Below are 24,189 nucleotides of genomic sequence, written 5' to 3'. Positions count from 1 at the left end.
GTAAAACGAAAGCTCTAAGCTGAGCTTAATATTAAACCCAGCCCAAGAATAAAAAGTTATTGCGATTCAGCACCTATCTCATTCATGTCACTTTTGCCAATCACGTCCAAATCTTCTAAGCACAATTTGTCATATTCTTTTTTGCAAAAGTTAGGATCGATTTTGCACATGGCAGTTTGTAATTGATCTAAGCGATTTTCTGATTGTTGAATGTGTTCAAGCATTTTAGCAAAGGCTTCAGCAACAGGGTCTTGTGACATGGGATCAATGCCATAAGCTTGAAAAGTGGTTTCGCGCGCTGTGTGATTCGTTGTTTTTTTATCTGCGGGGTTCTCGGTAGAAGCAGCTTGCACTGCTTTTTCTTGTTGATTGGCATCATTGACTTTGGTCGTAATAGGATTGCCTTTTTCGTCATGATGCTCTGATATCATACGAGCAGCATTACCGACCATGGTTGCGCCTGCTGGCACTGCTTTAACCACGACAGCATTTGAGCCAATTTTAGCGCCTTTACCAACAGTGAATGGTCCTAATACTTTAGCACCGGCACCGACGATGACGCCATCTTCCAAAGTAGGGTGGCGTTTGCCGTTATTCCAAGAAACGCCGCCAAGCGTGACGCCATGATAAAGGGTCACATCATTACCAATCTCTGCTGTCTCGCCAATGACGATACCCATGCCATGGTCAATAAAAAACCGACGACCGATCTTAGCAGCAGGATGAATCTCGATACCAGTAATGATACGCGAGCCATAAGAAATCACTCGAGCAGCAAGCTTTTGCTCATTTTGCCAAAGACAATGCGCGCCGCGATGTAGAATAAGCGCGTGGATGCCAGGGTAAGTTAAGATTACCTCTAGACTATTACGCGCAGCAGGGTCGCGATTGAATACCGCATCAATATCTTCTTTTAGGTCTCTTTTGATGCGGACGAGCGATTTGAATAAAGCAGTTGGCAATGACATAAATCGTCCTATCGTATTTTTGGTTACAATCTCTTTAGTTATAGCAGTTTTATAGCAAAAAATATAGCAATGTACTTTAAATAAAAAATCGTCTGTAGATAAAACGCCAATAATTAGCGATTCATCTCCAGACGATTACTCTTATCCTTTAGCTATCACTGACAACATATTTGAGCAATTCAACAATCTGCTCAGGCGTTTGCGCCCATGCCATTGCCGCGGCATCCACTTCTTTTAACGGATGAATAATATCCTCAGCATGCAATGTGATATACGGTTTGCCCAACGCGGCGCAATAACCGGCATCGAATGCGGCGTTCCACTGCTTATATTTATCACCAAAACGAATAATAGCAATGTCACACTTTTGGATCATATTTTTGGTGCGAATCGCATTAACTTTGGATGATTTATGATCGCGCCAGAATCCATTGTCATCTTTACCGAGTACATCACCTGCCGCATCGCTGGCTTCATGCTCAGTGACTGCTGAGATAAAGGTAATGTCTAAACCCTGTTCTTTCGCGCCTTGCATAATTTTCTGTCGCCAGTCAGTGTGTATTTCTCCGGATAAGTAAACAGTCCAATTCATCGTAAATCCCTTTTTATTGTTAAATGATATGACTACCTGTACTACTAATAATGCCAATAGTGGCAAGAAAATTAGCTTATTAAATGTTAGTCTTTTAAAAGTTTTGCTAGCAGAGCACTGAGTAACTGATACTCTTTTTGGTCGAGTTGAATACGTGAACCGAGTCTAGATAAGCGTGATGGCAGCGATTTTAAGTTTTCACTATCTGCCAGTTTGCGTTGAACCATCAATGCGGTGGTACGCTCAGTAAGCAATTGCAATTGCTGTTGAGTAATCGCTGGCTCATCCCATTGCTGGCGCATATAGGTATTAAGCATCCCTTGTTCAGTCGTCTCTAGGTTGTCAGTTACCTGTGCTATATCATTAACTTCGCTGTCAGCTTGGATATGAGTTTGTGCATAAGCATAAATAAAGCTCGCGATCACTTGCACGGCTGAAGCAACATTGAGCACTGGATAAGCAGGGTTGGCATCAATTTGAACATGATAGTCAGCATAAGCCAATTCTTCATTGGTCAAGCCGCGATCTTCACGCCCAAACAGGATGGCAATATTGGGCGCTGTATTACTGTCGTGCCCGTCAATCGTGCTTTGCTTATCAATAAAGTCCAACATGATTTTGGCAGCTTGTGTCGGCGTGACCACAGGACGCGGCAAATGACGGCTACGACTACTGGCCGCAAATACTAACTGGCAATCAGCGATAGCAGACTCAAGCGTTGGTGCGATAATTGCTGATGATAGCAAATCACTGCCACCAGCAGCATGAGAGACGCTAGTGTCATCAATCGGTAATTTTGGATCAACCACCGTCAATCTCGATAATCCCATGGTGTGCATGGCGCGTGCTGCTGAACCAATATTGGCAGGCAATGTCGTATTGACCATCACTACTTGAACACAAGACAAATAATTGCTGACGTTTGGTACTGCTGTTGCTAAAGATGAGGGTGCATTGTTACTCATTATTGTCCTAGTCGCTGGTTGATGTCTTGCTCAGTACGTTGTAATGCAACTGCGATGTCCTCGATAAGAGGGGCTTGTTCGCTGATAAGACGCTCACGGCAAAGCTCTTGCAATTGACTGCCAAGACGCGTCATTTGGGTTGCGCCCAAATTGACACTGGCTCCTTTTAGTGCATGAGCAAGCTCAAAGCCATTGGCATTATCTTCTTCTTGCTGAGCTTGTCTGAGTTTTGTGATACGGCGACGACAATCAGTAAAATAGACTTGTATCAAATCGACAAAGTCTTCTTCTAATAAGTCGCGCATATCTTCAAACTGCTCAGTATTGATAATCTCGTCATCAGTTATGGCGGTCATATCTTTGTTCGTAATAGTAGCCATAGTCATGTTCCAATAGGATTAAAGTTAGCGCAGAAAGAATTATTATAATAAATATTTTCCTACTAATGAATATGCTAACGATAATACATTCGTTAGCTGTAGTGAAAATGTAAGTTATCTTCGCTAATCATGCTTTTTAGCTGCTGTAAATTATCATCATTCGGATAAATGCGCCAATGCTCAGACAGTCCTACATTGGCAATGCCATATTCTTCATAAATACTGAGTCCAAGGGGTAGGCAATTATCTCTAATAGAGACGTCGGTGTTGCTCAAGGCGTTGTTGGCGTAGCTTTTGTTACTTAGGCTTGGGTCAGTGTCATTTGAATAAGCATCTTGTGCCATATTGTTCTCTAATGCCAACAAATCATTACCATTTTCATCATATAGACTGCCACCCATTGAGGCATTATAACCGTCAAAACTATTGTTATTAGTATTCTCGCTTTGCTCGTCTTGCTCATCGTTATAAGATATTTTTGGTACTGGAATCATGCTGACTTGTGCCGATTTCAGTAAAGGCTGCATGCGTGTCAGCAGCTCGATATCACTACCATGAATTTTAATACTGATTTTTTTGAGCCATCTTAGGCGAGCATCGACCATACTCATGGCATTATCAAGACGAGCAAATAAACGCCCATCACGCTCACGGATGCTGCCTTTAATTATAACAACTTCATCTATTTTTAACTGTTCTTTGACACGGTTAAAGCGCTCAGCATAACAGCTGACCTCTAACCTTGATGTCCCATCGTCTAAGGTAATAACGTTACGAGTACCAAAGTTGGCGATATCAATGATAAGACCAGCAAAATAGCAGCTGCAGTTATAGCCCGTATCAGTCAATTTATCGAGACGAGCACCTGAGGTATAGCGTTTGAGCTCGTCTCGATATTCATCGATAGGATGTCCGGTCAAATAAAGCCCTAGAGTATTTTTCTCTGCTTTTAGGCGGTGTTTATCACCCCAAATTAGCTCTGGGGTCATCACCAACGGTGGCGCGGCGACGACACCATCCATTTCACCAAACAAATCCATCATACCTATTTCACGGTTTTGACGGTCTTGCTCAGCCGCCTGTACTGCACTTGGCAGCTGACTCATTAATGCGCCGCGAATCTCGTAGGCTTCATCGGCTGGCAAGTCAGGACGTAGGGTAGCCGCAAAGTCATCAAAACAGCCGGCACTGACTAATGCTTCAAGCGTGCGTTTATTGACCTTTTTGATATCAACGCGACGGCAAAAATCATATAGATCTTTAAAAGGTCCTTCACGTCTTCGTGCATTGACAATAGACTCGACCGCGCCTTCACCGACCCCTTTAATCGCCCCCAAGCCATAAATGATATTGGTCGGGGTATCGGCAACGAAATGCCATTCACTACGGTTCACTGAAGGATTAACGACGGTTAAATCAAAGTTTTCACGGCAATCATTGATAAAGAACACCACGTTATCGGTATTGTTCATATCGGAAGTTAATACCGCCGCCATAAATTCAGCAGGGTAATACTGTTTTAGATACGCGGTCTGATAAGCAAGCACACCATAAGCGGCAGAATGCGAGCGGTTAAAACCATAACCGGCGAATTTTTCCATCAAGTCAAACACGCCGCCTGATGTGACTTCATCAATACCTTGTGCGGTGGCACCAGTAATGAAAATATCGCGCTGTTTGGCCATCTCTTCAGGTTTCTTTTTACCCATGGCGCGGCGTAACATATCTGCACCGCCCAAGCTATAGCCTGCCATCACCTGTGAGATTTGCATGACCTGTTCTTGGTAGACAATAACGCCATTGGTGTTTTCTAAAATTGGCTCAAGGTTGGGATGGTCATAAATGACTTCCTCACGACCATGCTTACGGTCGATATACATCTCTACCATGCCTGCATCGAGCGGACCCGGACGATAGAGCGCACACATGGCGATCACATCTTCGATGTTGGTCGGTTGTAATTTCGCCAGATACTTTTTCATACCCATACTTTCTAACTGAAAGACAGCAGTGGTCTTGGCATCTTGCAAGAGCTTGTAGGCTTTAGCATCATCTAACGGCAGGTCTTCTAACACCAAGGCATCTTTGCCTTCTTTTGCACGGCGCAGGTTGATATTTCTGACAGCAGCATCAATCACGGTCAAGTTACGCAGACCCAAAAAGTCAAACTTTACCAGCCCAACGGCTTCAACGTCATCTTTATCAAATTGGCTGACGCGGTGACCTTCATCATCACAATAAATGGCGCTAAAATCTGTGATTCTGTGCGGTGCAATCAATACGCCGCCGGCATGTTTACCCACGTTCCGGCAAATACCTTCAAGCTTGATAGCCATCTCCCATACTTCGATGGCATCTTCATAATCCATATTATCAGGGTTGGAGATTAAGTCTTTCAGCTGCGGCTCTTGCTCAAGCGCTTGACTGAGTGTGATCCCCGGTGTTTTGGGAATAAGTTTAGACATTTTACTGGCAAGAAAGTAGGATTTACTTTGCGCACGCGCCACATCTCGTACCACCGCCTTTGCCGCCATGGTACCAAAAGTGATAATCTGCGAAACCGCTTCACGACCATAGGTTTGCGCCACATAATCAATAACGCGGTCGCGACCTTCGATACAAAAGTCAATATCGAAATCGGGCATGGACACACGCTCAGGGTTTAAAAAGCGCTCAAATAATAAGTCGTAATGAATAGGGTCAAGGTCGGTAATATTGAGCGCATAAGCCACGAGCGAGCCTGCACCAGAACCACGACCAGGACCGACTGGTACGCCATTGGCTTTTGCCCAACGGATAAAGTCCATCACGATCAGGAAGTAACCGGGGAATCCCATTGATAAGATAACCTTGAGCTCATACTCTAAGCGGTCATCGTATCTTTGGCGTATATCACTCCAATTATCACTGCGCGCGTCAACTGGAAAGAGCTTGTCTAAACGATTGTCAAGCCCACGCTGCGATTCTAAGCGAAAGAAAGATTCAGTGGTCTCGCCCTCAGGTACTGGAAACTCTGGTAGTACGTTAATACCTAGCGTTAAGCTCACATTACAGCGCGTTGCTAAGCGCAAGGTATTATCAATCACCTGCGGAATATCAGCAAATAGCTGCTGCATCTGCGTTTGGGTTTTCAGATACTGCGCATCAGAATAAGTTTGCGGACGATTTTGGTCGGCAAGGACATAAGAGCCAGCAATACAAACCCGCGCTTCATGAGCATCAAAATCATCTTGTTCTAAAAACCGCACGTCATTATGGGCAATAATAGGAATGTTATGTTTGGCACCCGAGTGAATCGCTGCTTTAATAAAGGCATCTTCGCCAGTACGATTGGTGCGTTTAATCGCAAAATATAAGCGATCAGCAAACTGCGCTTGCCATTCTGTCAGTAGCTCATCGGCTTTTTCTGGCATTGAGCCAACCAATGCTTGTCCAACGTCTGACTTTTCAGTGAATAAGACAATGACACCTGCCGCATGCGCTAAAATATGGCTGCGTTTAATAACAGGAGTACCGTGATTAACAGGATCAGCACGTCCTTCGGTAAAGCCAAGCGATACGATACGAGTGATGTTTTGGTAGCCCTCGTTGTTCATCGCCAATAAAGTTAAGCGCGTGTCTTCATTTTCCATGATGACTTCACTACCGATAATTGGCTTGATACCTGCACCTAAGCAGGCACGATAGAATTTCACCGTTGCATACAGGTTGGATAGATCTGTCAAGGCAAGGGCGCTTTGATTGTCTGCCGCCGCCGCTTTAACCAACGGCTTAATACGCACGATAGAATCGGTAATGGAATATTCGCTGTGGATGCCAAGGTGTACAAATGCCATAGAAGACTCTTACGGATGCAAACAAAAGGAGAGGGTGCGAATGAGCGTCAGAGATAAAGCAAGTGAAAACAGGTGGTAATTTATTTAAAAAATATATTATATCAATGGTTTGACTGATATTTTCAATAAACTATCATGTTAATAGCCACACTTTATACGCTGTATCTCAGCCGCTAATCATAGCATTATTTGCTCATAACAGCCACTCGACGTCGCGCAAAAATATAGATAACCATCCATAACATAGTAATTGTATGGTTGATAGCTGACTGTGTTAGAGAAAACCACTAGTTATCAATTTCCTATATTGATTATATGGTATTCACTTGTAATAGCATTAAAAATGCCCTCTACCATATATTAGGTAGAGGGCAAGAAGGTACGAAGAGTAAGTGCTACTTGGTGCTTTTATTGAAATATTGAAATAGTGTTATTTTAGTATCCAACCACCGCAGCATCGACAATACGTGGATCCGAAGAGCCGTATACGCCATTTGGAGTAACCATAATAGACTGTGTTGATCCCATAGCTGACTGCTGACTGACCTTATGTCCCATGGACTCCAGTTTCTTGATGGTATCGATATTTAGTGCTTTTTCGATACGAATCTCATCCGGTAGCCATTGGTCATGAATACGCGGCGCATGCGTCGCTTCAGCGATATTCATATCATGGTCAATGACGTTTGAGATCACCTGCGTGACGGTAGTAATAATGCGGCTACCACCCGGACTGCCTGTGACGATATAAGGTTTGCTGTCTTTAAATACGATTGTTGGACTCATAGAAGATAACGGGCGTTTATTGGCTTCAACCGCATTGGCGTCGCCGCCGATTAAGCCGTAACCATTTGGCACACCGGGCTTGGCAGAAAAATCATCCATCTCGTTATTGAGCAGTATCCCCGTACCTTCAGCAACAAGCCCCGTCCCATAAGAAAAGTTCAGCGTATACGTATTGGCTACTGCATTGCCGTCTTTATCGACAATAGAAAAATGCGTGGTTTGATCACTCTCGTACGGTAGAGGGTTATTCGCTTTAATGGTTGCTGCTGGCGTGGCTTTATTTGGGTTGATTAAAGCGCGCAGCTTATCAGCATAAGGCTGGGCAGTTAAACCACTGGCAGGCACGTCGATAAAATCCGAATCACCCAAATACTCAGAACGATCGGCATAAGCAAGCTGCATAGCCTCAGCCATTAAATGAATGGTTTGCGCGCTGTTTTGACCATAGTCTTTTAGCGGATAACCTTCTAAGATATTTAAAATCTGCACGATATGAATACCGCCAGAAGACGGTGGTGGCATTGAGACAATCTCATAACCACGATAATCGCCTTTGACCGGCGTACGGGCAATAGCTTGATAGTTTGCCAAGTCCTGCAAGCTCATTTTACCGCCTGCTTCATTGACCGCTTTAACCAATTTACGGGCGGTTTCTCCTTTATAAAAACCATCACTACCTTTTGCCGCAATCAGTTTAAGGGACTTTGCCAGCTCCGGCTGTTTTAAACGCTCACCCGGTTGATAAGTGCTACCATCGGCTTTAAAGAATATCTTTTTGGTACTTGGCCATTTTTGTAAGCGATCGCTTAACGCTTCTAGCGATTCGGACAAACCAGCAGTGACTTCAATACCGTTTTCAGCCAGCGCAATCGCTGGTGCCATTACTTGCCCGCGGCTCATGGTGCCATGATCCTCTAACGCTTTGAGTAAGCCTGCGACCGTACCCGGCACACCAACGGCTAAGCCATGATAACGAGATAAATCACTGACGGCATTGCCCTCCTTATCGAGATACATATCACGCGAGGCGCTACTAGGGGCTTTTTCACGATAATCGAGTGCCACTGTTTTACCTTGTTTGGCGTCATATACCATCATAAATCCGCCACCGCCGATATTACCGGCTCGCGGTAATGTCACAGCTAACGCAAAGCCAACAGCTACAGCAGCATCAACGGCATTGCCACCATCTTTCAAAATCTTTAAGCCGATATCAGAAGCCAGTGCTTCTTGGGTGGCAACCATGCCGTTTTTTGCCCAAATAGGATGGTGGATAGCGTCCACAGAATAGATGGCTTGATCGGTTTTGGCTTGCGTGGCCTTAGGCGTGAACGTGTTACTTTTCGCTCGTGTCACGCGCTGCGTCTCAGACAATACCGTGGGATTTTCTTTCATAACCGTTAGATTAATCGCACTGGTATTAATCGAGGTTGGATTGATGGTTTTTGAGGCGACAGCAGTATTTGTGTCTACCGCATGGGCAGATACAGAAAATAATAGCGTGCTGCCAATAATTAACGTTGCAGATTTTAAAGTCTTATAAGTGGGCGCTTGTGTCTGATGAGAATGAGAATATGGAGCTGACATCGCAAAGTCCTTTTTACGAGGATGAAAGAAATTGGGCTAAAAATACAGGATTAATCAATAAGATTAACTGATAAGGTTAAATAGTAACGAATATTGCTAGTAGTAGAAAGGACTTTGACATCTTTCGTTTTCAGATAAGAAAATGGTTATGAGGTAATTGAATTTAGGAAATGTAAAATACAGAGGAAAAGAAGCGCATCGGTAAGCCGATACGCTTCTTTAAATGTTCTTACTTTATCTAACTAATGCTTTCTAATTGTATAGCTTATATCTTACTGCGCTTGGTTATGCATCTTACGCTGTTTTGAACCATGATGACCTTTGGTTGTTCTTTCTGATTTTAACTGTGCCATTTTTGCACGCTGCTCAGCTGTGAGTACTTGCGAAATGGCATGTTGGGTTTGAACGCGTTCAATAAAGCGCTGCTTGTTTTTAGCTGCTTGCTGGTCTGCAAGACGATTGATGGCAGCGTTATCCAAGGTATTAGCGTTCATCAATGCCTGCATCTGCTGCTGTATTTGCATACGTTCTGCTTGATGTTTTGCACGGTCATTTTTGCGATCGCCCTGTTTTTCTTGCATGATGGCTTTGATTTGTGCCTGCTGCGTCGCTGTTAGATTTAGCTGTGCCATTGGACCTCTCATGCCGTCTTTCATGCCTTTATGCTGCATTTTGCTTGTTGTTGGCGTCGCCTCAGTAGAGGCATTGACACTGCTGCAGGCAGTCACGGTCAATACGCTAGACATCGCTAATACTGAACCCATCAATAATTTTTTCATCTGTATCGTTTGCATAAAAGTTTCCTTAATTTTATAAGAGCGAGTATTTATCTAATAAGCCTAGTTTTGATCAAGTGTCCCGGATAGTCACTATGCATCATTACTATGAATCATTATTAAGCATCAGTACTCGACATGGTTAATGAACGTTCACTTGTTTTTGATAACCGCTATCATACGACAGCTAGAGGTTACGAACATTTATGAAATATTAAGAAAGGTAACGTTTATAGCGCGTAGGTAGCGCTTGCCTGATAATATGAGCCATAACCGGATTGAGAGGCATAAGAATAAGGTGATAACGATGTCAAATATTTTATTGGGTGACGATGACGAAGAGCTGACTCAATTATTGCAAGAGTATCTGCACAATCATGGTGTTCGTTGTGACTGCGTGCATGATGGCGAAGCGGTCATAGAGCGTCTAAAAATGACGATGCAGGATAATTCGCCTTATGATTTGTTGGTGCTCGATATTATGATGCCAAAAATAGACGGACTCAGTGTGTTACGTCAGCTGCCTGCTATTAGTGATATCCCTGTCATTATGCTTACTGCAAAAGGGGAGGAGATAGACCGTATCATCGGGCTTGAGCTTGGCGCTGATGATTATATTACTAAGCCTTGTAATCCACGTGAGCTGCTGGCACGCATCAATGCGGTGATCAAGCGCACCAGTATTGCGGCACATATTGTTGAGCAATTACCGCTGCCGAGTAGTCGCTTATATCTTGACCAACAGCAAAGGCTTTGCCAGATAGATGGCGTTGAGCTGCAATTAACAGGTACAGAGTTTGATTTATTGCTGGCTTTATTACGACAAAAAGGCGAGGTAGTCAGTAAATCGTGGCTGTCACAGCACGTCTTGCAGCGAGAATTACAGCCTTTTGACCGTAGCCTTGATGTCCATGTCTCGCGCCTGCGTAAAAAACTTCAACCTTTCCATGATGAGCCAATCAAGGCAATTCGTGGTAAAGGCTATCAGTTGGTACTCTAATGACAGAAGCTGCCCAAAATCCTACAGCGATAAACAAACCGAAGCTGAGCATACCTATGTCGCTATTTTGGCGACTGTTTTTGAGTTTGCTATCTATGATTCTGATCACTTCTATATTATCTATAGCAGTAGAGCGCTGGCTTAATGAGCGAGAGCTTGCTACTCGTATGGATTCTCAAATTGATAAGCTGCTTATTCAGCGTGAGCGGCTGGTCATATCCTTGGAAGCGGGTGATTTATCTGCTGTAAAGCAGATTTATAATGAAGATCGAAGACTCATGAGCCAAATCAGGATATACGATGAGCAGGGCGCTATTATATTTCCAAGATATCGGTTTCGAGAAAATCGAGTCAAGCGGCGTCCAGCACGTGACGTGGCAAGTATAAAGGCAATAGACTTGCAGATAGAAGGTGAGCAATCATCTGTACCACCGAATATGTCCAATTCTGTGAGTAGCAGTGTTGACAATAAAGCATCTGATTACAGTGAACTTAGTGATAAAGACCGTGTCGATAAGAACCCTTATAGGGCGTATTCCTTTGATAAGGATGGCGTCAAAAGCGCGCACCCAAATAATAAACCTTTTAGCCTCGATGATATTTTAAAACCAATACCGTCTCATAAAGCCATTGCTGACATTGATAGCCGACCTGAGTTAGCTGAGGTTACGGTGGTCATGCCAAATAATGACAGCGTTATCGTACAGCTGCGTCCGCACCTGTTATTTAAAGATGTGTTAGAGCTACAGCGGGGCAATTTTATGCTGCGGCTCTTGCTGATTATACTCTTTAGCGTGTTGGTGTGCTTTTGGCTCAGTCGTACGTTGACTCGGCGTATTGGGCGTGTGCAGGATACCGTACACCGGATGATAGATGGCAACTATGAAGTCAATCCGCAGTTATCAAGTCTGGGTTCTGACGAATTGGGGTTATTAGCAAAAGATGTCGCTTTACTATCAACGCGGCTCGCTGACAGTGAGCTGGCACGCAAGCAGATGTTAAGTGATATCTCGCATGAGCTGCGCTCGCCGCTGGCCCGTCTCGATGTAGCGACTGAGCTGACACGAGATTTTGCGCCCAACGCCGGTCGTTATCTTGACCGTATCGATAAAGAGTCAACGCGGATGAATGAGCTGATTGAGCAAATTATCCGTATTCAATCGTTGCAAATGCAGCAATATACCGTCGACACTCTAGAAAATGAGGCAGTAGACATCTGTGAAATTATTAATGAGATTGGTCAAGATGTCTGTTTTGAGTTTCAGCATAAAAATATATATTGGCAATGGCATGCGAATCCGTCTTTATTGCCAGATTCTTGCACAGTAAGGGGCAATCAAGAACAGCTGCATAGTGCCCTTGAAAACATCATCCGTAATGCCTTTATGCATACTGCTTTTGATTCGGCAGTGATGGCTGAGATACAAGCAGTGAAGATGAATAATAAAGTGTCAGCTATTGAAATAAGCATCACTGACGAGGGCGGCGGTGTTGCCGAAAAGGATCTGGAGCGTATTTTTCAGCCTTTCGTTAGGCTTGATACGGCGCGCCATCGCGAAACGGGCGGTTATGGACTGGGGTTGGCAATCGTCCATGCCGTAGTGATGGCACATAGAGGTCAGATCACTGTCCATAATCGCCAAGATGGCATATTAGGGCTTGTGATAAAAGTAATATTACCTATTAAATAGAAACAACCTCAAATGAGAACGTATTTCATCAACATATATTCACTAATAAGAATATAACGGATGAACGGTAGTAAATTACCGATGGGTGGTATTGAGACTCTCTGTATATTCGTTAATAATAATATACAGAGAGTTATAATGATTTACAAAATAAGACGCTTTATGTCTCAAATAATCATCTAAGTAATTTTTTAACCCTAACTTCTAATCCTATTGCCTCATAACTGTTTTCTTTTGTTACATCAACTCTCTACAAAATGGATTTTAACTTCGATTTTTTAAATCAGACAAATCTATAAGGGAGTATACATTATGAACCGCATCTATAAGGTAATATGGAATGAAGCCTTAAACTGTTTCACTGCAGTTGGTGAATACGCAAAGGCACGTGGCAAATCTTCCAAATCTAGCGTGAGTGCAAACGCTACCATCAACACGACAGAAAATCTTTCATCTACCAGTGCTTTTAAACTCACGGCTATCGGGCTGGGTTTAATGGCGGCTGGTTTTTGTATACAAGCGAATGCTGCTTCAGACTTTGAGGGTGACATTGGTGGGAAGCTTGACGCTTCTATTCAACTTAACATTGTAGGTGGTGAAAGTAATCCTATCAATCTAACAGATAACAACATTGGTGTCGTAGGCAGTGGTGGTGGTGATGATACTACCCCTAATGATCCAAAAACGTTAACCATTAAGTTAGCCAAAGATATTGATCTAACCCATGAGGGTAGTCTCACTATTGGCGATACCTTAGTGGATAACTCAGGTATTACAATCACTAATATCGATCAAACTAAAACTGTCAGCTTAACAAGCACCGGTCTTAACAACGGTGGTAATCAAATCACGAATGTTTTTAGTGGTGGCGAAGTTGAAACCAATGCTGCAAACATTGGTGATGTTAATAGGGTAGTTTCAGCCAATAGGATAAAGTATTTCAGTGTCAAATCAACAGGTGGCACGAATGAAGATAACCTAGGTGCTCAAGGTGTAGACGCAATTGCGATTGGTAAGGGTGCTTCTGCAGTTGGACAGACTACAGTAGCCATAGGTTTAAACTCCGGTTCTGGATCAACTGCAGGTACTGAACAGGGAGTATCTGTAGGTAATGCATCAGGTCAAAATGTACTATCATCGGGTAACGTAGGTATAGGTAGAGGTGCAGGCTCAAATGTAAGTGCTACGCCAAGAGCTACAGTAGGTGGTAACCCAGCATATAGACCTTATTCGATCGAAGGACAAAACACTGCAATTGGCGCTGATGCTGGCAATGGAGTCTATGGTGATTCTAACTCAGCATTAGGTGAGCGTGCAGGTCGTAATGTTGACGGTCATGCTAATACGGCTATTGGTGCCTTCTCAGGTAACGCAGTAATTGGTAGTGCTAACGTTGCTATGGGCCCTACTGCGGGCTACACAGTTACCGGTGACAGAAATACAGCAGTTGGTAACTTCTCTGGTTCGCATGTAGTTGGTAAAGCTAACTCGGCGTTTGGTAACGGTGCTGGTTCAAACGTTACAGGTGAATATAACCTTGCTCTAGGTGCTGGTGCAGGCGCCGGTATCACTAATGATTTGACAGTAGCTATCGGTAATAATGCTGGCAATTTCCAGAACGGACAGATTGGTAAAAACAGCATATCAGTAGGTACTAACTCTTCAGCTCAAGGTCACAGCAGCATGGCGCTTGGACGTGGGTCTGTCTCTGCTGGAATTAATGCTATTGGTATTGGTGTTCAATCTATCGCCTCAGCAACAGGTACTATTGCTGTCGGTGATAGAGCTGAGGCTAGTGGTGAAAATGCTATTGCGATTGGGAAAAATTCGCTAGCTACAGGGTCACAAGCTATTGGTGTAGGATCACGTGCAGGGAATGGTGGTGCAGCATACGGTGATAACGCTGATGCAGGAGGCACCATAATGTCTGCTACTCCTACTGTTATCAAAGGAACTGCTATAGGTAATGGCTCTATAGTTAATGTTGATAATGGCGTGGCTTTAGGATTTAAATCAGTAGCTAACCGTACTGCTACTGGCTTGGGTACAGTGTTTGTCCCAACATCAGCAAGTAGATTAGCTATTGAATCTACTAGAAGTACTTTACTTGGTGCTGTCTCTGTAGGCAATAATGTTGACGGCAACCGTCAGATAGTTAATGTCGCAGCTGGTAGAGATGATAGTGATGCGGTCAATGTATCTCAGCTAAAAGGTGTTGATGCTAAAGTCAACGAAGGCTTTGGTTTAAGAGCTGCCGATGGTAACACTGTCATGAAACCATTAGGAGAACAAGTCGAGGTAATTGGCTCTAATAGCAATATCACAACTACAGCTGCTAATGGTAAAGTTGAAATTGCCCTAAATAACAACCTAGATTTAGACACTAATGGCAGTGTCAGAATGGGAAGTGGTGGTTTGTTTGGACTAGGGTCTGTAACTACAGTTAATCGTAATGGCATGAGAACAGGCAATATCCTGCGTAATACAGTAGTTACTGATTCGGGTGTGAGTGTTAATGGTATATTTGGCAACAGTGCTTTGGCTACTGATGGTCTAACCATTAGTAATGGTCCAAGCGTCCTTAGATCTGGTATCGATGCAGGCAATAAAAAAATCACTAATGTGAAAGCGGGTTCACAGCCATTAGACGCAGTTAACGTCAGTCAGCTTAGCCGTTCTGCTGCAGGATCTAGAACAGAGGTGGAAGCTGGTACTAATGTTGCTGTCACGAACATTCCAGGTGCTAATGGTCAGAACGTTTACAAGATCAATGCAGATGGAACTACTGTTTCTGGATCTACCGCGGTAACGGTCACCGCTGGCTCTAAAAATGCGACAACCAATCTCACAGACTACGCAGTTGATCTAAGCCAAGTTACTAAAGACAGCTTAGTGAAAGCGGACAACTCAGTACAGTATGATAATGCCGGTCAGACCAGCGTGACGTTAGGTGGAACAGGATCAACAACGCCTGTCACACTAACCAATGTGAAAGCTGGTTCTACCGAATTTGACGCTGTGAACTTCGGTCAGCTAGAAACTACCAATAATGCAGTAAACCGAGGCTTGGATTTCACTGGGGATAATACTGACTCCACCTCTATAATTAATCGTAAGTCTGGTCAATTATTAAAAACCACAGGTGGTAATACGGATCTAACTAATTTATCTGATGACAATATTGGTGTTATTGCTAACAATATCACCAATACTCTAACAGTCAAATTAGCTAAAGATTTAACAGGTCTTAACAGTGCAAGTTTTGGCAATGACGTTATGATCTCATCTACTGGCTTAAGAGCAGGGACTACCGTAGTAAATACCAGCGGTGTCAGCTTTAGTGACAGTACAGTAAGTTTAAGTAGCACTGGTCTTAACAACGGCGGTAAAGTTATTACCAACGTTGCACGAGGTGCTGAGCTTACTGATGCTGTTAATGTTGAGCAGCTGAATGAAGTCAAGCAAAGCGCTACTGATGCCAACAAAGGCTGGAATATTAGTGCTCAAGGCGCGAATATTAGCACAGTGAAACCAACTGATACAGTCGACTTAAACAACACAGATAACAATATAACCGTCTCTAAAACAGCAGAGAGTAATAATGTTACCTTTAATTTAAGTAGGGATATCGCCATAGATAGTTTGCAAACTGGTGATGCCACGATGAATAGCAGTGGTCTAACTATCGTAGGCGGTCCTAAACTTACTAAAACCAGTGTTGATGCTGGTGGTAACAAGATTACCAACGTCGCTAATGGTTTCATTGAGGTAGCGAGTAAGGATGCCGTCAATGGTGGACAGTTATTTGAAGTTTTATCTAGCATCAATACACAGACAGCTGTGATAGCTGAGATGGGCGCTGGACTTAACTTCGATGCAGATAGTGGTCCTGTTATCAACAAAAAAGCAGGTTCTGCTCCACTTACGTTTAAAGGTGGCAATAATATCACCACGACATCAGCAGGCAGTAGCATTAAGTTTGACTTAAACGGCAACATCAATGTCGACAGCGTGACGACTGGTGATACAACCGTCAGCACAAACGGAGTCGTTATTGCAGGTGGTCCTAGTATCATTAAAGCCGGTATATATGCAGGTAATGGTGAAACTGCTCCTAGTATGACAGCAGCCGGTATTAATGCTGCTGGCACTAAGATAACCAATGTTGCGGACGGCATGCAACCTAGAGACGCTGTGAACTTCGGTCAATTGGATGCAGTCAATAGAAACCTAGGCAATAGCATCAATGAGCTGGGTTATAGAATTGGCGAGGTTGAGGACGACGCCAACGCTGGTATCTCAGCAGCCATGGCGATGTCTTCATTGCCTCAAGCTTACATCATCGGTAAGTCTATGATAGGTGGTGGTATCGCAACGTATAACGGTGAGAGTGCCGTTGCTATCGGCTTTTCGAAACTGTCCGCCGATGGACGTTGGGTCATGAAACTAAATGGTACTGCAGATACTCAAGGCAACGTAGGTGCAGCCATAGGTGCAGGTTTCCATTTTGACTAAACACCTATTTTACTGAACATCTAAGCGAAATGACAATCATAATCATTAGTTAGATACAAGAAGCAAGGCATTAGATGCCTTGCTTTTTTAATGAATATTTATCAACATATAAAAACCGACAGAACAGATTAAAAATATAATCACGCTCGTTAACTATTAACGTACCAAAATAACCGGTGACAGCGTACTGGCGATAATCTCTGTTGTAGTGCTACCAAGAAACAGATGCTGTAGTTTTGAGCTGCCATAAGCCCCCACCACAATAATATCGATTGCATGCTCCATTTGAAAAGCTAACAATCCATTGACCGCGTCAAGCTTTTGGAGCTGATGAGTCTCTACTGAAAATCCTGCTGCTGCCATCTGCTCGCGGGCATCAGCAAGGCTTCGTTTGGCGGTTTCATTATCGTTACCGATCATCACGATATGACCTTGCATGCCTTTTAATAATTTGCTCTCTGACAGCATAGTTATAGCTTTAATCGCTGTTTTACTAGCGTCAAAGGCTACCATGTATGAGTGAGGTTCTTTGAATTTCTCTGAGCAAATGAGTACCGGTATGCTTGACGCTCGTGCAACTGTCTCGATTTGGCTGCCGATGTTGATGCGACTATGTTTATGGTCTTCACCGCGGCGTCCCATAACGATGGCACGATTATGCGCTTTAAAATGCTCAATAGCAGGCAATAGCTTGCCACGGCGCTGATAAACATGGACATCTACGTCATCAAACTGATTTTTGATATGGCTTTTGGCATCTTGCACCAAGGCGTTACTATAGCTATTGACTACCTTGGCTCTTTGCTCGTCCAGCTGAGACAATTCATCTAGCAAGAATTGACGGCTATTGATGCCAATCGCCCCAGACAAGTCTCTTCTAATAGACGCTGCCACATCACTGACATGCAGCAGTCCTACCGAAATATTGAGTCGACTTGCATACCATGCTGCATAGTCACAAACAGACTCTGTCACTGCTGAGCCGTCAATACAAGCCAAAACGTGCTGTTGAGTTGTCATCATTCATCCTTAAATGCTTATTTTTTCGCTACCAACTTTATGTCAATCAGCTAATAATGAACTGCTTTCATATCAAATTTAGCACCAGCTTTTATCAGTATAGCCTTTAGTTAAAAAATTTTTCCAGTTTCTAAAATATAACATGCGCGGAGTCCTTTTAAAAATATGACACTGATAATCTTACTATAATTTTTTTGGGTCTATAGACAAAAAATCAGAAATATTATCGTTAATATTTTTCTATTAATCAAAAATATCCCATTCTATATTTTAAAGTATGGTTTATAAATGCGTTGATACCTATCTGAGAAAAATAAATAATAAGGATTTTTAACCATCATACCTTACGGTAAGCACATCTCTTTGAGATAAAGAAAAATAGATCTGACTGCAATTTAAAGAGGAAAAGAACACTATATAAAAGATATTAAAAAGCGAACTAATGTTAATTTATATGAGATAGATAAAATCCCTATAGGTAAATTTAAGTCATTCAACTTGTTTTTTGCGGGAAAGTTGCTAATATGCAGCAATGCATTTTATTGTTGGTTTCGTATCAAACGCTTCATCGCGAAGTGGTTTGATTTTAATATGGAAGTTACTAGGAAAAAAGGTATGACATCATTAAATCATGAAGGTCGCGTGCTTCACGACGGTCTAAGCAAAAAAATCATGTCTGCTGATCAAGCAGCAGCGTTCATCAAAAACGACATGAATGTCGGTATGAGTGGCTTTACCGGTGCAGGTTATCCAAAAGCGATACCCGCTGCGCTTGCCAAACATATGGAAGCGGCTCATGCTCGCGGTGAAGACTTTCAAATTGGTTTATTGACAGGTGCCTCTACCGCAACCGAATGTGATGGCGTATTGGCAGAAGCGAACGGCATCAAGTGGCGCACGCCATATCAATCAGAGCCTGCTTTACGTAAACAAATCAACGCTGGCGCCGCGCATTATTTCGATATGCATTTATCGCATGTGGCACAGCAGAGTACCATTGGTTTCTATGGCAAGATGCATATAGCGGTCGTTGAAGTGTCAGGTATTTTGCCAGATGGTCGCCTGATTCCATCGACTTCTATCGGTAACAACAATGCCTGGTTAGAAAATGCCGACAAAATCATCTTAGAAGTGAACGCGCAGCAAAGCTTGATGTTAAAAGGTATGCACGATGTCTATAATGATATCGGTATGCCGCCAAACCGCAAGCCGATTCCACTTGTGACTCCAGGCGGACGCATTGGTGTGCCGTATCTACATTGTGACTTGGATAAAGTGGTTGGCGTTGTCCTAACGAACTCGCCTGATCGCAACAGCAAGTTTGCTGATCCTGATGAATGTTCAAACAAAATAGCCAGTCATATCATTGATTTCTTCCATGATGAAGTCAAAAAAGGTCGCATGCCAGAAAATTTATTACCGATCCAGTCTGGTGTAGGTAACGTAGCCAATGCCGTATTGGCAGGACTACAAAACAGCCCGTTTGAGAATTTAACTGGTTACACTGAAGTATTGCAAGATGGTATGTTAGACCTAATTATGTCTGGCAAAATGACCATGGCATCTGCCACTGCACTGTCATTAAGCCCAGATGCGCTAGAGCGTTTTAATGCCAATATCGAAGAGCTGCGTGCGCGTATTGTATTGCGCCCCCAAGAGATTACCAATCATCCTGAAGTGGCACGGCGTTTGGGCGTTCTTGCCATCAATGCCATGATTGAATGCGACCTTTATGGTAACGTCAACTCAACCCACGTCATGGGCACCAATATGATGAATGGCTTGGGCGGCTCAGGTGATTTCGCTCGTAACGCTTATACGTCATTCTTTGTATCGCCATCAGTGGCAAAAGATGGTGCTATCTCTTGTATCACGCCGATGGTCTCGCATCACGACCATACTGAGCATGATGTGATGGTCATTGTCACCGAACAAGGATTGGCAGATTTGCGTGGTTTATCGCCGCGTCAACGTGCAAAAGCAATTATCGATAACTGTGCCCATCCTGACTATCGCCCAATGCTGCAAGATTATTTTGATCGTGCTTCAGATACGGCTGGTATGCAAACGCCGCATATCTTGGACGAAGCATTATCATGGCATCAGCGTTATGTTGAAACGGGTGATATGCGTATTAAAAAAGCTGCTTATAAAATTGCCGTTTAATATAATAGATATTATAACAGCATAAATAAATTCCAAAAAAACGCCCCTTATTTAATTTAAGGGGCGCTTTTTTGTGCAACGTTAAGTAATTTAGTAACGAATTATTTAACGGCTAGTAAATACAATCGCTTTCGTACCGTTGTTTGTCGGTTGGCTAATCGTCACTTTACTATCTAAGATATCGCCGCGCGCATTGATTTTATAGCATTCTGATGAGACACCATTGGGATCATTTGCGACGAGTAGATTGGCTGAGGTGTCGACACAAAACCATGCAGTGTTATTGGTGTCTCTGGTCAATGACCAGCCTTGTCTGTAGCTACCTATATTTTTGCGCATACTTCTATCGGCGTATACGTCCTCTGCAATCAATTGACTAGAGGAGCCAACGGTTGCCAGCTTAGGAAGCGTCATGCTCTGGGTCGCTAGTGAGTATTTGCCTGAGCTATCAGTATAACCATGGAAAACTAATGGATTTAACGTAAAGTAATTGATGGCAACAGATTGGTCAGTGATTTGATTATTTACTTTATTAATAGTATTTACTTCGGCAGCTTGTACTTGTTTATTATTGAATACCATACTGCCTTTTGGGGTAATTGTAATATCAGCTGAGGCAGTTTGATTGCCGACGGTCGCTACCAAGCTTTGACTGCGAGCTTTGGTGTAAATGTTGAGCATCGCTGCTTCAACAGGATATTGAGTGACGATAGTATTTTGGTTGTTATTGCCAATGGTGCCACCGTTTATCCCGCCAGCACATGCGCTCAAGCTCAGTGCCACTGCGGCGCATAATCCTAATTTTTTCATCATTTATTCCTTATTTTGTTTATATGAGCATATCTATGTCTACTATAATCGAATTTTTGTGCCATGGCATCTGCTATCTACCTTTGTCCTTGCTATCATTACATCACTATAACAACCAATGATTTGTTAGACATCTATTGCACAACAAGGTGATAAAAATAGTGGTGTATTTTTGCGATAAATACTTATTTACAGTTCAATGATAAGCATCTTTTTGCACCTCATTATGGCGAGTCTGTTATCATTTCGCTCTGCAAAAGTATCAGCGTTAGGAAGTCAATATGATCGTCAAGCAAAACCCAAGCGCCATCAAACTATTCTTTACCTTGCGTGGCTCAATTCTTCCCAAAGTATATCCTCAAATTTTGCTGATTGGTCTTATCAGTGCGCTTATTACCAATATTCAGCACGGCTTTCCAAGCTCTTTTTCTTCTTATAGCGTTGCGCCTTTCACCTTGCTTGGGATTGCCTTATCGTTGTTTTTGGGCTTTCGTAATAATGCCAGCTATCAGCGTTGGTGGGAAGCAAGGGGGCTATGGGGACAATTGGTTTATGATGCGCGCAGCCTGTGCCGTCAAGCGCTCTCTTATATCGACGAAGACAATCCAATAGGGCGAGATACTCAGCGCCGTCTGATTCATCTGAGTATTGCTTTTACTCATGCGGTGCGTCATCGACTGCGAAACACCTCGCCTTGGGACGATATCGAGCGCTTTGTTGATCCGAAATATCATAGCAAAATGCGGCAGGCAAAAAATCTGCCTGATTATCTGATGCGCTTGATGGGTAAGGAGCTTAGACACTGTCGGAAGCAGCATTTGCTATCAGAGCAGATGGTACAAAATATGGATGAGCGCCTGAATTCTATGACGGTGGTACTGGCAGCGTGTGAACGTATTCATAATACACCATTGCCATTTGCTTATACTTTGCTTGTACATCGAACCACTTATCTTTATTGCTTTATGCTGCCGTTTGGTCTGGTATCTTCTCTAGGCTGGGTGACACCCTTAATCTGCAGCGTGATTGCCTATACCTTTTTTGGACTAGATGCGCTGAGTGAGGAGTTAGAATCACCATTTGGCTTGGCGGACAATCAGCTGCCATTAACGGCTTTATCGCGCACTATTGAAATCAACTTGTTAGAGGCCTTGGGTGAAACTGATTTGCCAGCTGATATCAGCCCTATAAAAGGCTACTTACCATAAATAATGAGTAAGATAATAAAAGACCGCTCAATTGGAGCGGTCTTTCTATGTTTGTATGTCACTTTGATTGCTTATTAGCCTTAAATACCTTTTAAAAAGCTCAGTAAGATCCCTTTTTACGTACTAGGTCATTGTGTATCGCTTTTATGAGCGCCGCTAAGGGACAGTTGCTTATAGCTGACTGGGGAGTTTTACAGGAATAGGGTAGTTATACATCCAAGTCTGTGAGGTGTTTTCATTGCCTAATGAACCCTCAAAGCTCCAGCCCCATGTAAATAGATTGCCGTTCTTAAAAGGTATGCCATTGTTTTGATTGCGTGGTTTTTCATGTGCAATCAGATGCATTGTACCCATCGCCATATTATCGATGTTTTTTAGGTTGGCAAGCCTGTTTGTTGGTTCATCTAAGTTTTCATAACTTGTTTTGCCTTTGCCGTCTGTTTCACCAAACATGCCCCAAGCATAAAGGATGCCATCTGACGCTTGGGTGTTACTATTATTTGCTGCAACATTGTCCAACAATACATAGCTGGCATTGCCATTGGCGTAGACACGGCGAACCTCTTTACCGGCAAACCAAGGCAATTTGGTTGGCGCAGTTATGGTGCTTGCCCATACGTTTGCGGTATTTTTAAAGCCAATTCCGTTGTAGCCTATTTGGCTGCTAGCATTTAGCCCCCAACCATAGACAGAGTCTTTGTTGGTCAGTGCTAAAACATGATCTTTACCAGCAGCAAGCTGAGTGACTATTTCTTTCTCTACCCCTTGAGCAGTACTATCAGCCAAATCCTGTGCAATGACATTGATACGTACCGGTTTACTATTAACGTTGATGCAATTGTTGGCTTTATCACATGCTTGACCGCGCCCAAGATTGGCGCTCGCGTCGCTGCCCCAACCCCATACCTGACCTTTATCATCTAAGGCATATGAGCTACTGCTACTGGCTACGACTTGTATGATATGACCGACGCCCTCTGACGCCGAAAAGTCCACTTTGACTGGTATGCTGCTGTCTATAGCGGTGTTATTACCGAGCTGTCCTTGAGCATTAGCGCCAAATGCCCAAACGCTGCCGTCTTTGGTCAATACCAAATTATGATTATAACCAGCCGCTAGCATGACCGCATTATTAATACCGGCAATCGCGCTGATATCAAGACGACAATCAGCGGATTTAACACAAGAATGACGATTTGACTGACCACGTCCTAATTGTCCATAAGCATCATTACCCCAGCTATAAACTTGACCTTTATCATCGATAGCAAGCGAGTGGTTTTGATTAAATTTAATAGATACTAGATTTTTTGGGGCATTATTCATGAGTGTCGGTAACTCTGGATATCCCATAGTATCAGTGAATGTCGAGGTATATGCAGTGCCTGTTTGCCCATAGTTATTACGACCCCAACCATAGAGCTGCCCATCATGAAGGGCTGCGGTATGTGAGCCACCAGCTGCCACCGTATCACCCAGATACATATTTTTGGTTGAGCGCATGATATTACCTGCATTGTCAGTGGCGGCTAAGGCAATGCTGTTTTTGCCTAAATCTAACAAGATGCGATCGTTAAAATAACCATTTGTGTCAATAGTTAGTGATTGAGGTGCTCTACCGTTCAATGTATAAGTCACAGACTTTATGCCACCGCTATCTTGCACTTGACCTGAGACAAATACGGCCGCAACTGCGCTATAACCACTTGAAAAGTTGCTATCCGTTGTCAAAAGTGGCGGTGTCCCATCAATGATTTCTGTGCTGACATCAGAATCATCGCCGCAAGCAGTCAACATCAAAGTAGCGGTAATCAAAGCGACTGCTTGGGTCAGAGTGGATAAACGCATAAATGTCTCAATCAGTGATCAATAAAAATAAAAGGGGTAGC

15 protein-coding genes are annotated in these 24,189 nt (G+C 43.2%); 5 read left to right on the top strand and 10 right to left on the bottom strand.

The window, feature by feature from the left end:
* Nucleotides 1-56: 56 nt before the first annotated feature.
* The 7 genes from cysE to OEG80_RS06645 form a co-directional block, all read right to left on the bottom strand.
* The gene (cysE, locus tag OEG80_RS06675) at nucleotides 57-929 is read right to left on the bottom strand and encodes a serine O-acetyltransferase (RefSeq protein ID WP_442792464.1); all 873 of its coding nucleotides are present in this window, start codon (nucleotides 927-929) and stop codon (nucleotides 57-59) included.
* 187 nt (nucleotides 930-1,116) lie between these two features.
* Complete coding sequence (locus OEG80_RS06670) at nucleotides 1,117-1,560, bottom strand: YtoQ family protein (protein ID WP_263240031.1); 444 nt, start codon at nucleotides 1,558-1,560, stop codon at nucleotides 1,117-1,119.
* Nucleotides 1,561-1,646: 86 nt separating this feature from the next.
* Nucleotides 1,647-2,525 (bottom strand): RNA methyltransferase, encoded by an 879-nt coding sequence (locus OEG80_RS06665; protein WP_263240030.1) that lies wholly within the window; start codon nucleotides 2,523-2,525, stop codon nucleotides 1,647-1,649.
* The gene (locus OEG80_RS06660) at nucleotides 2,525-2,905 is read right to left on the bottom strand and encodes an Hpt domain-containing protein (RefSeq protein ID WP_133104268.1); all 381 of its coding nucleotides are present in this window, start codon (nucleotides 2,903-2,905) and stop codon (nucleotides 2,525-2,527) included. The genes OEG80_RS06665 and OEG80_RS06660 overlap by 1 nt, the downstream gene beginning before the upstream one ends.
* Before the next feature lie 92 nt (nucleotides 2,906-2,997).
* On the bottom strand, nucleotides 2,998-6,741 hold the full coding sequence (dnaE, locus tag OEG80_RS06655) for a DNA polymerase III subunit alpha (RefSeq protein WP_263240028.1): 3,744 nt from the start codon (nucleotides 6,739-6,741) through the stop codon (nucleotides 2,998-3,000).
* 435 nt (nucleotides 6,742-7,176) lie between these two features.
* On the bottom strand, nucleotides 7,177-9,114 hold the full coding sequence (ggt, locus tag OEG80_RS06650; protein WP_263240026.1) for a gamma-glutamyltransferase: 1,938 nt from the start codon (nucleotides 9,112-9,114) through the stop codon (nucleotides 7,177-7,179).
* Nucleotides 9,115-9,386: 272 nt separating this feature from the next.
* On the bottom strand, nucleotides 9,387-9,908 hold the full coding sequence (locus OEG80_RS06645; protein WP_263240025.1) for a Spy/CpxP family protein refolding chaperone: 522 nt from the start codon (nucleotides 9,906-9,908) through the stop codon (nucleotides 9,387-9,389).
* A gap of 289 nt (nucleotides 9,909-10,197) precedes the next feature.
* Between OEG80_RS06645 and OEG80_RS06640 the strand changes: the two genes are divergently transcribed.
* From OEG80_RS06640 to OEG80_RS06630, 3 genes are all read left to right on the top strand, one after another.
* Nucleotides 10,198-10,890, top strand: coding sequence for a response regulator transcription factor (locus OEG80_RS06640; protein WP_263240024.1), 693 nt, complete (start codon nucleotides 10,198-10,200; stop codon nucleotides 10,888-10,890).
* A complete protein-coding gene (locus tag OEG80_RS06635) occupies nucleotides 10,890-12,581 on the top strand; it encodes a sensor histidine kinase (protein WP_263240023.1) in 1,692 nt (563 codons plus the stop codon). Before OEG80_RS06640 ends, OEG80_RS06635 begins: the two co-directional genes overlap by 1 nt.
* A gap of 312 nt (nucleotides 12,582-12,893) precedes the next feature.
* Nucleotides 12,894-17,096: a YadA-like family protein gene (locus OEG80_RS06630; protein WP_263240021.1), complete on the top strand. Its 4,203-nt coding sequence runs from the start codon at nucleotides 12,894-12,896 to the stop codon at nucleotides 17,094-17,096.
* 156 nt (nucleotides 17,097-17,252) lie between these two features.
* On the opposite strand, the gene OEG80_RS06625 is transcribed toward OEG80_RS06630, so the two are convergent.
* Entirely contained in the window at nucleotides 17,253-18,116 is an 864-nt protein-coding gene (locus OEG80_RS06625) for a universal stress protein (protein ID WP_263240020.1), read from the bottom strand.
* Between the two features lie 615 nt (nucleotides 18,117-18,731).
* Here OEG80_RS06625 and OEG80_RS06620 point away from each other — a divergent pair.
* Nucleotides 18,732-20,282: an acetyl-CoA hydrolase/transferase family protein gene (locus tag OEG80_RS06620; RefSeq protein ID WP_263240019.1), complete on the top strand. Its 1,551-nt coding sequence runs from the start codon at nucleotides 18,732-18,734 to the stop codon at nucleotides 20,280-20,282.
* Between the two features lie 105 nt (nucleotides 20,283-20,387).
* Here OEG80_RS06620 and OEG80_RS06615 read toward each other — a convergent pair whose 3' ends face one another.
* Entirely contained in the window at nucleotides 20,388-21,092 is a 705-nt protein-coding gene (locus OEG80_RS06615; RefSeq protein WP_263240018.1) for a hypothetical protein, read from the bottom strand.
* 281 nt (nucleotides 21,093-21,373) lie between these two features.
* Here OEG80_RS06615 and OEG80_RS06610 point away from each other — a divergent pair, with 281 nt between their 5' ends.
* Nucleotides 21,374-22,300, top strand: coding sequence for a bestrophin family protein (locus OEG80_RS06610; RefSeq protein ID WP_263240016.1), 927 nt, complete (start codon nucleotides 21,374-21,376; stop codon nucleotides 22,298-22,300).
* Between the two features lie 171 nt (nucleotides 22,301-22,471).
* Here OEG80_RS06610 and OEG80_RS06605 read toward each other — a convergent pair whose 3' ends face one another.
* A complete protein-coding gene (locus OEG80_RS06605) occupies nucleotides 22,472-24,148 on the bottom strand; it encodes a chromosome condensation regulator RCC1 (protein ID WP_263240015.1) in 1,677 nt (558 codons plus the stop codon).
* Nucleotides 24,149-24,189 lie beyond the last annotated feature (41 nt).

Source organism: Psychrobacter sp. SC65A.3, assembly GCF_025642195.1.
Taxonomy (GTDB): Bacteria; Pseudomonadota; Gammaproteobacteria; order Pseudomonadales; family Moraxellaceae; genus Psychrobacter; species Psychrobacter cryohalolentis.
Note: the sequence above shows the minus strand (reverse complement) of the source record. Positions and strands in the feature narration are given on the sequence as shown.